14 protein-coding genes, 1 tRNA gene, 1 pseudogene and 1 other annotated feature are annotated in these 12142 nt (G+C 53.2%); of the genes and pseudogenes, 10 read left to right on the top strand and 6 right to left on the bottom strand.

The window, feature by feature from the left end; all coding sequences use genetic code 11:
• Positions 1-19: 19 nt before the first annotated feature.
• Positions 20-709, top strand: a complete 690-nt coding sequence (locus tag C5F52_RS15950; protein ID WP_104799363.1) for a DNA alkylation repair protein — start codon at positions 20-22, stop codon at positions 707-709.
• 23 nt (positions 710-732) lie between these two features.
• Positions 733-1140 (top strand): group II truncated hemoglobin, encoded by a 408-nt coding sequence (locus C5F52_RS15945; protein WP_104799362.1) that lies wholly within the window; start codon positions 733-735, stop codon positions 1138-1140.
• Positions 1141-1177: 37 nt separating this feature from the next.
• Here C5F52_RS15945 and C5F52_RS15940 read toward each other — a convergent pair whose 3' ends face one another.
• The gene (locus C5F52_RS15940) at positions 1178-1819 is read right to left on the bottom strand and encodes a Smr/MutS family protein (protein WP_104799361.1); all 642 of its coding nucleotides are present in this window, start codon (positions 1817-1819) and stop codon (positions 1178-1180) included.
• Complete coding sequence (gene radC, locus C5F52_RS15935; RefSeq protein ID WP_104799567.1) at positions 1816-2493, bottom strand: DNA repair protein RadC; 678 nt, start codon at positions 2491-2493, stop codon at positions 1816-1818. The genes C5F52_RS15940 and radC overlap by 4 nt, the downstream gene beginning before the upstream one ends.
• 112 nt (positions 2494-2605) lie before the next feature.
• Between radC and C5F52_RS15930 the strand changes: the two genes are divergently transcribed.
• The 4 genes from C5F52_RS15930 (at position 2606) to C5F52_RS15915 (ending at position 5471) form a co-directional block, all read left to right on the top strand.
• On the top strand, positions 2606-3064 hold the full coding sequence (locus C5F52_RS15930) for a peptidylprolyl isomerase (protein WP_104799360.1): 459 nt from the start codon (positions 2606-2608) through the stop codon (positions 3062-3064).
• 24 nt (positions 3065-3088) lie between these two features.
• Positions 3089-4024, top strand: a complete 936-nt coding sequence (ispH, locus tag C5F52_RS15925; protein WP_104799359.1) for a 4-hydroxy-3-methylbut-2-enyl diphosphate reductase — start codon at positions 3089-3091, stop codon at positions 4022-4024.
• Complete coding sequence (gene serS / locus C5F52_RS15920; RefSeq protein WP_104799358.1) at positions 4025-5347, top strand: serine--tRNA ligase; 1323 nt, start codon at positions 4025-4027, stop codon at positions 5345-5347.
• A 34-nt stretch (positions 5348-5381) separates the two neighbouring features.
• Positions 5382-5471 (top strand) — tRNA-Ser (locus C5F52_RS15915).
• Positions 5472-5909: 438 nt separating this feature from the next.
• Here C5F52_RS15915 and C5F52_RS15910 read toward each other — a convergent pair.
• On the bottom strand, positions 5910-6566 hold the full coding sequence (locus C5F52_RS15910; RefSeq protein ID WP_104799357.1) for a hypothetical protein: 657 nt from the start codon (positions 6564-6566) through the stop codon (positions 5910-5912).
• A gap of 67 nt (positions 6567-6633) precedes the next feature.
• Positions 6634-7245: a hypothetical protein gene (locus C5F52_RS29715; protein ID WP_146100098.1), complete on the bottom strand. Its 612-nt coding sequence runs from the start codon at positions 7243-7245 to the stop codon at positions 6634-6636.
• Between the two features lie 119 nt (positions 7246-7364).
• Here C5F52_RS29715 and C5F52_RS15900 point away from each other — a divergent pair, with 119 nt between their 5' ends.
• The 3 genes from C5F52_RS15900 (at position 7365) to C5F52_RS15890 (ending at position 9818) form a co-directional block, all read left to right on the top strand.
• Positions 7365-7838 (top strand): recombinase family protein, encoded by a 474-nt coding sequence (locus C5F52_RS15900; protein ID WP_161499715.1) that lies wholly within the window; start codon positions 7365-7367, stop codon positions 7836-7838.
• Between the two features lie 459 nt (positions 7839-8297).
• Positions 8298-9080 (top strand): TIR domain-containing protein, encoded by a 783-nt coding sequence (locus tag C5F52_RS15895; protein ID WP_104799566.1) that lies wholly within the window; start codon positions 8298-8300, stop codon positions 9078-9080.
• Between the two features lie 12 nt (positions 9081-9092).
• A complete protein-coding gene (locus tag C5F52_RS15890; protein ID WP_104799354.1) occupies positions 9093-9818 on the top strand; it encodes a serine protease in 726 nt (241 codons plus the stop codon).
• 286 nt (positions 9819-10104) lie between these two features.
• On the opposite strand, the gene C5F52_RS15885 is transcribed toward C5F52_RS15890, so the two are convergent.
• On the bottom strand, positions 10105-10686 hold the full coding sequence (locus C5F52_RS15885; protein WP_104799353.1) for an SLATT domain-containing protein: 582 nt from the start codon (positions 10684-10686) through the stop codon (positions 10105-10107).
• A gap of 73 nt (positions 10687-10759) precedes the next feature.
• Positions 10760-11641, bottom strand: coding sequence for a nucleotidyltransferase (locus C5F52_RS15880; protein ID WP_104799352.1), 882 nt, complete (start codon positions 11639-11641; stop codon positions 10760-10762).
• Between the two features lie 59 nt (positions 11642-11700).
• Here C5F52_RS15880 and C5F52_RS15875 point away from each other — a divergent pair.
• A pseudogene (locus C5F52_RS15875) lies at positions 11701-12142 on the top strand (transposase); the annotation flags it as partial.
• Positions 11979-12095: a sequence feature (AL1L pseudoknot), on the top strand. (Overlaps the previous pseudogene by 117 nt.)

The following is a 12142-nucleotide window of genomic DNA, read 5'->3' as shown; positions in this document are numbered from 1 at the left end:
CGCTAGCTTGTAGAGCAAGATGACGCCAAAGCAGTTTGTCCATGCCGTTGAACTCGCTTTGATGCCCTTGGCCGATGAAGCCAAGGCGCAAGGCATGAAAGCCTATTTGCTTAACCAATTTGAGTTCTTAGGATTGGCAGCGCCCGTGCGCCGCGCAGCGGTCAAAGAAATTGGCAAAGTGAAGTGGCAAAGCTCAGCTGATTTGTTGGCCGCCGCCGAATTACTGTGGCAAAAGCCCGAGCGTGAATACCGCTACACCGCCGTGGATTTGCTGCGCCAACACAGTGGCCTGCTGAGCGTGAATGACCTGCCCGCGTTGCAAGCCTTGCTGCTGCGCGACGCATGGTGGGAAACCGTGGACGGCTTGAGTGCCGTCATCGCCGAGGTGATGCGCGCAGCGGTGCTGCAAAAACCAAACGCAGCCGTCACGATGGAGACATGGCTGAAGCACCCCAGCCATTGGGTGCGCCGCTCGGCCATGCTGCATCAGTTGGGCTGGCGCTTAGACACCGACACCACGCGCTTGTTTGGCTTTGCGCAACAACTGGCGGATGAGAAAGAGTTCTTCATCCGCAAAGCCATTGGCTGGGCACTGCGCGACTACGCGCGCTGGAACCCGCATGCGGTGACCGAATTTTTGGTGCAACACCGCGCCAACCTGTCTGGCCTCACCATGCGTGAGGCCGCCAAACATTTGACCTTGCCTTGAGCCCCAGCGCTGACAATCTCACTATGCAAATCGAAGAAAAATCACCGTTTGACACCCCGTTTGAATGGATAGGCGGCGAGCCGCGCGTGCGCGCCTTGGTGGATCGCTTTTATGACCTGATGGACTTAGAGCCCAGCTATACCGAGCTGCGTGCTGCTCACGGCCCCGAGTTGGCCAATGCCCGCGAGCGCTTGTTCATGTTCTTGTGTGGCTGGTTGGGCGGACCCGACTACTACGTTGAAAAACACGGCCACCCGCGCTTGCGCATGCGCCACATGCCGTTTTCGATTGGCATCAAAGAACGCGACCAATGGGTGGCGTGCATGGACCAAGCGATGGGCGAAACCGGTGTGCCTGAAGGTTTGCGAACGCGCTTGAAGAACAGCTTTTTTCAGACGGCGGATTGGATGCGTAACAAAGGCATGGCCTAAACAGCGCAGGCCTCGGGCGCGGCTGCGCTGCCAAACTTTAAACGTTGCTTGGCCCCAGCAACACCACCAACGCCCCCGCACCGCCATCCGATGGTTTGGCCTGCACAAAAGCCAGCACTTCGTTTTTTTGCACCAGCCAGCGCTGCACTTTGCTTTTGAGCACGGGCTCTTTGCCCGGTGAGCCCAAACCTTTGCCGTGCACCACGCGCACGCATCGCCAGCCCATGCGTTTGGCATCGCGCACAAATTGGCCCAGCGCTTCGCGGGCTTCGTCGCTGCGCAGGCCGTGCAGGTCGAGTTGGCCTTGCAGGCTCCATTCGCCTTTGCGCAGTTTGCGGGTGATGTCGGTGCCAATGCCGGGGCGTCTAAAGCTCAGTTGGTCGTCCACGTCGAGCAGGGTGCTCACATCGAACTCGTCGCTCATACTCTCTAGCAGCGCGGCTTGGTCGTCCAAGTCTTGTTGCAAGGGGCGTGGCTCGGGGCGTTTGGACAGGTTGAGCACGCGCGCTTTGGCGGGAATGGGTTTGACGGCACCCACGGCACGCACAAACAAATGGCGTTCTGCCTCGGCTTTTTGTGCGGCTTCGATGCGGGCTTTTTCGGCGGCGGCAGCGGCCAGCGCGGCGTTGTTCACCTGCTGGCGAATGGCGGCCAAGTCTTGCAACGATTTGGCTTTCACAGCAACCCTTCTTCGGCCATCGACAGGTATTTGCCTTGGGCCACGATGATGTGGTCGCGCACGGACACATCGATCAAGGCCAGTGCTTCTTGCAGGGTGCGGGTGAGTTTCATGTCAGCTTGTGAGGGTTTGACGGTGCCGCCGGGGTGGTTGTGCGCCAACACCACGCCGTCGGCCCCCAAGGCGAGCGCCGTTTTGGCGACTTCTCGGGGGTAGACCATGGTTTGCGACAGCGAGCCGCGAAACATGGGCTGGTAAGACAGCAGGCGGTTGTGGGCGTCAAGGAACAAAACGGCAAAGACCTCGTGTTTGAGTTGCGCTAATTCGAGTTGTAAGTATTGTTTCACCGCATTGGGCGAATTCATCACCGTGGTTTCAGTTAATTGTTGAGTCAAGGCCCGTCGCGCCATTTCGAGCACGGCCACCAATTGCGAGCGTTTGGCGTCGCCACCCATGCCTTTGAAGGTTTTGAGCTCGGCTGCGCTGGCGTGGATGAGGCCTGCAAACCCTTTGAATCGGTCCAGCAGTTCTTGGGACATGACAAACACGCTTTTGCCCTTGATGCCGGTGCGCAGAAACAAGGCCAGCAGCTCGGTGTCTGTCAGCGCCGAGGCCCCGTGCTTGAGGAGCTTTTCGCGAGGGCGCATGTCAAGGGGGAGTTGCTGGATCGACATCGGTTCGGTCATGGCGTGGCTCTCTCAAAAAGGGCGGTGGGCGCTCGTGCAAGCAGAAATGAGCGACAGGGCTGGAGCTTTCTACAATAGGCCCCAGTTCAAAGAGAGTCCCATGTCTGCATCCAACGACCACCCTACCATCGGCCCCGCTTCCTTTTTAACGCTGCACTACCGGCTTTCGGGACCGCAAGGCGATGTCATCAACACCTTCAACGACAAACCGGCCACGTTGTCGCTGGGTTCGGGCGAGTTGTCGCCTGCGTTGGAGCAGCAGTTGCTGGGATTGGCCGAAGGCATACGCACCACGTTTGAGTTGCCCGCTGGCGCCGCTTTTGGCGAGCGCAACCCTGACATGCAGCAGTGGGTCAGCAAGAGCCTGCTCAAAGAGTTTGGCGACCCTGACGAGCAATACGCCGTGGGCGATGTGGTGCAGTTTCCTGCACCCAACGGCCAAGGCTCGTTTGCCGGTGCGGTGCAACAAGTGACCGACGATTCGGTGCTGTTCGACTTCAACCACCCGTTGGCCAACCAGCCCGTGACGTTTGAAGTGCACGTCATTGGCATTTTGTAATTGCCCCGTGCGAGCCGCCGTTTTATGAGCACTACTTTTCAAGAAATCGTCCTGGCCGAACCGCGTGGCTTTTGTGCGGGCGTGGATCGCGCCATCGAGATCGTGGAGCGTGCGCTGAACAAGTTTGGCGCGCCCGTGTATGTGCGCCACGAGATCGTGCACAACACCTATGTGGTGGACAACCTCAAGCAGCGCGGTGCCATCTTCATCGAAGACTTGGCCGATGTGCCCCCAGGCGCGACGCTGGTGTTCAGCGCGCACGGCGTGCCCAAGTCAGTCGAAGAAGAAGCAGCGCGGCGCGGCTTCACCGTGTTTGACGCGACTTGCCCGCTGGTGACCAAGGTCCACGTCGAAGTGGCCAAGCTGCACAAAGAGGGCTTTGAGTTCATCATGATTGGCCACAAGGGCCACCCCGAAGTGGAAGGCACCATGGGCCAATTGCTCGACGGTATTTACTTGGTGGAAGACGTGGCCGATGTGGCCCATGTGACGCCTAAGCAAACCGAGCGTTTGGCGGTCGTGACCCAAACCACGTTGAGCGTGGACGATGCCGCGCACATCACCGATGCGGTGATCGCCCGTTTCCCCAGTATCCGCAAGCCCAAGATGCAAGACATTTGCTACGCCACCCAAAACCGCCAAGACGCGGTGAAGGTGCTGAGTGCTGAGGTGGATTTGGTCATCGTGGTGGGCAGCCCCACCAGCTCCAACAGCAACCGTTTGCGCGATGTGGCCCAGCGCTATGGCGCAGAAAGCTACATGGTCGACAACGCCGAAGAACTTCAACCCGCTTGGTTTGAAGGCAAAGCCCGCGTGGGCTTGACCGCTGGCGCTTCAGCGCCCGACATCTTGGTGCAACAAGTGATTGCCCGCATGCGCGCCTTGGGCGCCGTGTCTGTACGAACCTTGGATGGTGTTGAAGAAACCATCAAATTCCCGCTTCCCAAAGGATTGAAGTAAATGTTAGACATCACCCAGTTGCGCCGTGACTTGCCCAGCGTCATTGCCAAACTCGAAACCCGCAAAACCCCTCAAGCGTTTTTGAATGTGGACGCGTACCAAGCCTTAGAGGCCGAGCGCAAAACCCTGCAGACACGCACGGAAGAGCTGCAGTCCAGCCGCAACACACTGTCCAAGCAAGTGGGCATGCTCAAGGCCAAAGGCGAGAACGCGGACGCTGTGATGGCGCAAGTGGCCGACATCAAAACCGAGCTCGAAAGTTCTGCTGTGCGACTGGACGCCTTGCAAGCTGAACTGCAAGCCCTGTTGTTGGCTGTGCCCAATTTGCCCCACGACAGCGTGCCTGTCGGCGCTGACGAACATGCCAATGTGGAGCTGCGCCGTTGGAGCCCTGTGGGCACCGAACCCGCTGAGCTGGGTTTCGCCCCCAAAGACCATGTGGACTTGGGTGAGCCCTTGGGCCTCGACTTTGAAATGGGCGTCAAGCTGACCGGCTCGCGCTTCACCGTGATGAAGGGCCCCATTGCCCGCATGCACCGCGCCCTCGCGCAGTTCATGCTGGACGTGCAAACCCAAGAGCACGGCTACACCGAGTGCTACACGCCTTACATCGTCAACGCCGATAGCCTCAAGGGCACCGGTCAGTTGCCCAAGTTTGAAGAAGACTTGTTTGCCGCCAAAAAAGGCGGCCAAGACGGCGTAGCCAGCGGCGAAAGCACTGAGTTGTATTTGATCCCCACCAGCGAAGTGCCATTGACCAACTTCGTGCGCGACGTGATCGTGGCCGAGGCGGAGTTGCCCATCAAACTCACCGCCCACACCCCTTGCTTCCGTTCTGAAGCGGGCAGCGCAGGACGCGACACGCGTGGTTTGATTCGCCAGCACCAGTTCGACAAAGTGGAGATGGTGCAAATCGTGCACCCCGACCACAGCTACCAAGCCTTGGAAGACATGACCGGCCATGCCGAAGCCGTGTTGAAAAAGTTGGAATTGCCCTACCGCGTGATGGCGCTGTGTACCGGCGACATGGGCTTTGGCGCCACCAAGACCCATGATTTGGAAGTGTGGTTGCCTGCGCAAAACACGTACCGGGAAATCAGCTCGGTCTCAAACTGCGAAGCCTTCCAAGCCCGCCGCTTGCAAGCCCGTTTCAAAAACGCGCAAGGTAAAAACGAACTCGTGCACACCTTGAACGGCTCGGGTTTGGCCGTGGGCCGCACCTTGGTCGCGGTGTTGGAGAACCACCAGCAAGCCGATGGCAGCATTCGCGTGCCTGTCGCGCTGCGCCCGTACATGGGCGGTATTGAGGTGCTGCGCGCCTGATAGAATACTGGCTTCGACAAAACGAACCGCATCAGGAGAGGTGGCAGAGTGGTCGAATGTACCTGACTCGAAATCAGGCGTAGGGGCGACCCTACCGAGGGTTCGAATCCCTCCCTCTCCGCCATTGAATAACCCTAAGTGATTGATTTGCTTAGGGTTTTTTCTTTTCCATCTGGGTAACAGATACTGGTTACCTCACTAGTTACCACGTAACTTAGCAAAAATTACCACTACAGACAAGATTACAACATACGCCCACATTGCGTTTCATCTGTGTGTGAATTGATGCATCTGTCTTGGTGAAGCAAGTTGTCGGCGAAAAGGGCATGTATTTGCGGATTGACCAGCCAATAGTCATCACTGTGCCAAGCACTTCCTGATGCGTTTGACAGACCTCAATTGGCTACAGAACTCTCACATCCCTTTGATGCTCATTTATTCGAAGGACCGCTTTTATCGCTCTGTATACGACTGGATCGGTATGGTCAAGCGCTTTAGCGGCAAAACGGATCAAAAGTAATTTCATCAGGGAAGCTGTTTGTTCCAAGTCTTTGCCAAAGTGCTATGGTGGGTATGCTCGGCAGTGGCGAATTGCCTTCGGAACTTTCACGATGAAAGGCTGATTGTTGGTCTTATTAGGAACCCAGATAGCACGCCATTCTTTCTGATACTCATATTCTGGGTCTTTCATCACCGCAGGGTGCAGAGTATGCGGTTGTGTGTAATGAGTCGTTTTATTTAGATATGCGACGGGTCCTAGTCCGTTGAAGACGGCTTGATGGCGAATTTTTCTGCTGATTACATCGAAGAACTCATATGGTCGAAAAATCTGTAGGCAAGCATCGCAGCCGAACTCCTTCATGACAGTTGGGCTGTATTCTGAAGATACGCAGTAGATATAGAGATCTGGGGAATTGCTATGTGCAATTAGGCGCGCACCATCTTCGAGAATGATTTTGACTTTGGCATCTCGCTGTTCTGGCTGTAATACATGTTTACGAAAATACTCAGACTCTGGTGAGTTGGATGCTAGGTCAATTTCGCCACCACCTTCCAAAAACAACTCTGTCTTGTGAAGGCCTTCGTTTTTATCGCCGATGACATCCCCATAGGATTCAGTTTTTCTGTAGTCGTGCAGTGTGCCTATCTTCAAGCTGCCACGTGAAAGGAATGCTTGCAGATATTGCTTAGGTAGGTACTTGTAGAGTGGCTGTTGCATGTATCAAAATGACCAAATTCAGCGCTCGCACACTATGCTGTACGCTGGAATATTAGATTGTTAGAACTCACAACAAGGAGTCCATTTCTTCCATTAGAAGAATGAACTCAACCGCGGTGAGGTCCTGATAAAGAAGTTGTCGACCATTCTGCGCAGGTCCATAGGTAAGTGTTTTCCAAGTGACCGGAGCTGCACTTGAGTTCTGGATGTTGATGATCCCCTTGTGAGAGAGAGCATTTCGTACAACACGACCAAAGTTCCATGTTGCTGGCCAAGCATGAACATTGCTGCCATATTTAGACTCAGCAGTGCAGCGATTGGACTCGAAGTATTGAACAAATGCATTTGCAATCATTGATCCATGAACTCCTTGCATGCCAGTCAGCCAAATCGGATGACTTGGTGGTGCATGATTTATGGGAACCTCGTGTATCACTATACGGGTTGGCCATTGATTCGCAAGCAGAGCGGTAAGTACTGGTTCTGGAAATACGTGAAACTCGCATGAAGCGACATGCGGTAACCCAACTACAGCTATGAAATCATTCGGACCGAATTGATGTGTTGGAAGACCTGCCTGAGCTTGAAACGCGAGGCCGAGCGATGAAATTCCTGCGATAAACGACACGATGTTGTCGAAAAATCGATGACTCTGGGCGGTGTATGTGTGTTTCAGCATTTATGCGATCAGTCAGTTTGGGCTAGCTCTATAACGTTATCCGCCGCATTTCACTCATTAGATAGTAAGGGACGACTTACTATCTACCTGAAACCGCGAAAATTGCTATGAGTATGCACTTGGATAAGACCTTCATTGACAAGGCATCAGGCAAAGATACTGATCGCCCACAACTTACAGCCGCTCTTGCTCATCTCCGTGAGGGTGACACATTCATCATCTACTCGATGGATCGCCTCTCCCGCTCTTTGAACGATTTAATCGGTATGGTCAAAAGTTTGACCGCCAAAGGCATCAAAGTTCAATTTATCAAAGAATCATTGACATTCACTGGTGACAACAACCCAATGGCTAACTTGATGTTGGGCATCATGGGGTCACTGGCTGAATGGGAGCGATCTGTGATTCGAGAACGTCAGTTGGCGGGAATTGCCATTGCCAAGGCTAAGGGCGTTTACAAAGGTCGCAAAAAAGCACTTTCGGCGGATGAGCAAACCGAACTCAAAGCACTTGCCCTTGGTGGCGCAAATAAGTCAGATCTTGCAAAGCAGTTCAGCATCTCGCGTCAGACACTCTATTCGTACCTGAGTTAAATGAGAGTGGGTGAAACAAGCTGTGTCGCTAGCTACGAACGTAGTTTGTTTGAAGTCTTTAACCAAGGGCTATGGTGGGTAGGTTTCATTTCTTTCCCCAATAATCGCTGCTATTTCCAATAAGCGATTAGATTCTCTTTGATGTGGTTCCTGTGTCTTAGCGTTTTCAGTAACACTAGGCATTGAAGTCCAAAGTTAATTCAACTTTTTTCACATTTTTTCTTGAGTGATTGATCTTTTCGTTCGCGCTGACATCCACACCTCCATCGCGATGGTCTCCGATCAGCCTTGATCTGAAGTTGCCAACATGGATGACCGGAGTGCCGCGATTGCAGACATCGACCAACAGTGAAGGTTACCTACTGCCGGCCGAGAGCAACGTTTAATAAGGCAGTAGCTCGGCACCTAATGGTGTTCGCTTCAAAGTATATGAGCGAGAATCGTCCTCGAAGGAACACTATGAACCCAGCGACCCTGATGGCAAAGTTGGCCGGCATTCGAAAGGCCGTTAATGACCTGTTGAGCGAAAACGTCTCGCGCAATCAGAGCCAAGGGCGAGTCGTTTTGCGATCACATTACGAACCCAGTCTGGTTGGTCACTACTTTGAGCAGGCGAGTATTCACGTCAACAAGCTCCGCATGCTCCTGCCAGAGTTATTCGGGGACTTCCAAACGATCGAGACAGAGGCTACAACCAAAATATCAATGGGGCCGACCGACCAAAAGCCAAACCACTTCGGTCGACAACAGCTAGAACGGCTCACGCGAGACATTGATCAAATTTTCGAGATTCGCGCCAATAGTGTGCTTGCTCAACCCGTAGTCGCCGCTTCACGTTGCGTGTTCATCACACACGGTCGTTCTGATGACTGGCGAAAAGTTCAGGCCTACATCGAGAAAGATGTGGAGCTTCCCACTATCGAGTTAGCGCAACAGCCGAACATCGGACAGACGATTATCGAGAAACTCGAACGCGGTGGATCGCTTTGTGACAGCGCAGTCATTGTCATGACTGGTGACGATTTCGCAGAGGATCAAATCCGGGTGCGCGAGAATGTGATGCATGAAATTGGGTATTTCCATGGTCGATTCGGACGCGATCGAGTAATCCTACTGCACGAGGAAGGCGTCAATGTTCCGACAAATCTCGCCGGCATCGCATATGTGCCTTTCCCTAAAGGTACGATCGAGGTAGGCTTTCACGTACTGATGCGCGAGTTGACCGCGATGTACAAGTGCTGAAAAAGTAAAAGCATGGCTGGACCAATTACTCCGACTGACGGGATCATTGCTATTGTTGAGACCGATAACGGCGACGTGAAACGCTTCCTAGGTACGGGATTTTTTGTCGGAGACGGCAAAACTGTCATAACTGCGAAGCATGTCGTTGAGGACGCGCTAAAGACCAAGGTTCTGGTCGGAGTAGCGCAAATTCAGCGCGATGGGAGCATGAAGTGCTGCGATATTTTGTCCGCTTTGGTAGACGATGTTTTTGACATTGCCGTCTTAACGCTACTCGTAGCCCCTTCAAACTTGATATGCCTTTCCATCTCTCGGGAGCAAGTTTCCTCAAACATTGACGTTCTATGTGTTGAGTACAGCCAGACTGTCAATCGACTTGATCCCAACGGAGAGCGCAAAATAGTCTTCAATACGTTGGCACATAAGGGCAATGTCGTATCTCATTACCTCAGCGATTTCCCCGAAACGGCACCCACGCCTTCATTTGATACATCCTTCCCTGCATTGAAAGGGGCCAGTGGCGCTCCCGTAATTCGGGGGTATGATTTTGTAGTTGTCGGGATGTTGGTGGCCAACAGGGAAAGGCATTTGTTACCCGCTCAAATAGAACGCATTGACGACAGCGGCAAGATTGTCGAGGAACGTAGTTACTTCCTGCCTATGGGAAAAGCATTGGAGGCGTCAGTCATCGCAGACTTCCTTGAAAGGCATCAGATTGCAGTGACGGTAGCGCCTTGAAGGCTTGTAAGCCAAACTGGATTGGATGACCGCTCTGGGATTGTCGATCTCGGAGTGCAACTGCAGCCATTGGTCGAAGCCATCCTGACCACCTCTTGCGCGACTGACCGCAACCAGCCTTTAGGCGACCTCCATGGGCGAAGGACTGGATTGCAGCGGTTGTTGCCGCTCATCTCAAAAATCTCATCGTCCCGTTTTAAGCACTCAGCTGTCGTTCGTCAAAAAGGAAGCGGCTTCTGATGACTGAATTTACCAAGCGTGCGTAGTTTCCCTGCCAGACCACCTTTCAGGCCACCTTATCGCTACCTACGCGCAGTGCGGGGGGCAGTAAATGGTCCAATTCGTCATCAGAGAAATAAAGTTCCTCGGCATTCTTCAGCGCATTCTGGGCAGCCGCATAGGCTTTTCCGTCGGTACGTGGAGCTGCCTTGTAAATTACCTCAAGCTGTCCATTAATCTCATCGCGTCGAACTCGAATCTGGACCTCATCGCATCCACCGCGCATGTCTGTGATCAAGCTCAGCATGCCTTCACGGAGCCCCCACAACTTCGCTGCAGTCTCAGTGTGGCGTTGAGCTTCGGCACCCATGTTCTCCTCCTTTACGTAAAGAACAACACCGAGAAGAATGGTCGACAGTATGGCGCCAACAATTGTTCCGCAATGTGAATCGCCAAAGACTGCCAAAACAAGCGCGCTGCTCGTAACTGCTGACAACCAGATTTCGATCTTTTTCACAAAGTGATAGCGTTCGATTAATGCATCAGCCATTTTCATGTGAGTCTTGTGCGTGTAAGCGACCCGGCCATACATCTCCCTGAGTTGGCTCTCAAGTGGCTTCGGCTTATTTTTTTCTGCTGTAGCAGTCATCTAACTCCTCCCATTTTGAAAAAATTTATGCCAACGTTACGTCGTTGAACCCGAGTTGTAAACGTTTCAATTCCTATACCGGAAAGGCCTTTCCATAGATTTGACGGTACTTGTTCTTTGCGGCCCAGTGCTCGTTGTTCGCCATATTCTCGATAGCTTGGAGCGCGTAGATTCTGCTCTCTTGAGATCTTGCACGAAACGCCCCAACTTTGTAAACGTAGGACCCGCTACCGGGTGCTCGCCAGAAAGTCTGGCTGGTATCCTGAACCGTAAGGTACGTAAAGAAATCACGCGTCATGAAGTCGTAATAGAGATATGACTTGTCACGGTAAGTCCACGTTTCCATAAATTGATACGCTAGAGTATCAAGGAGCATCCCGCTCATCTGGACATCATTCTTGTCGCGCCATGCTCGTGCCATACGACCGAGCGTCACAAGATTACCGTTTGATTCAACGTTACGGGTACGAAAAGCATCAATTTCATGCTTGGGTTTGCATATCTTCCAGCTACCACCTCCGTTGGAGTCTGCATAGGTATATGAATTGTCTTTGTTCAGAAAGACTGGAACGATCTCATAAGTGATGCCGTCTGTGAATGCAATTTTCACTATCTGGCCGTCTGCGATTACTGCAGAGTCAGGATAAGTTTTGTTTAACGACGTGCGTACAGCCTGAAGAAGTGCGGACTGTCCATTCCCCGCGTGCCCGTTGAACTGCTGGTATACCGCGTAAGGCATGACATAAAGCAGGTCTACATCGCTCACCGAAGCAATTGCTGTATTTCGGCCGTAAGAACCGCCGTAGAAGCTATTTGTGGTATTCGAATCAGTGCCACGAAAATCCGTGTTTAAACGCCTAGTTATTGTTGCCGTCCGGTCCGAAATTGAATCCCGCTTTGCCTTTGGTATGGGCAATTGCGTGCAGAAATTCTCGAAGTATTGAGCTATCGACATCTAACAGTCTGAATCGCCCCGTGTTTTGAGGAGGCTCCAACCTTTGAGAAGATGGAGCTATGAGCAAATCAAATCGTTTTTCCCCCGAAGTACGCGAACGCGCTGTTCGCATGTTGCAAGACCACCGTGGCGAATATCCGTCCACATGGGCGGCCATTGAATCAATTGCACTCAAGATCGGCTGCGCCCCTCAAACCCTTCACGAATGGGTTCGTAAGCACGAAGTCGACAGCGGCGTGCGCGGCGGCACCACCAGCGCTGAGCATGACCGAATCAAGGAGCTTGAACGCGAGAACAAAGAGCTGCGTCGGGCCAATGAGATCTTGAAGGTGGCCAGCGCGTTTTTCGCCCAGGCGGAGCTCGACCGCCGACTCAAGTCTTGAAGCGTTTCGTCGACCAGCATCGCAATACCTTCGGGGTCGAGCCAATTTGCAAGGTTTTGCAAATTGCCCCGTCTTGCTACAGGCGACACGCCGCCCTGCAACGCAACCCACAACTTCG

The organism is Limnohabitans sp. TS-CS-82, assembly GCF_002943475.1.
This window is presented reverse-complemented; position numbering and strand designations above follow the sequence as displayed.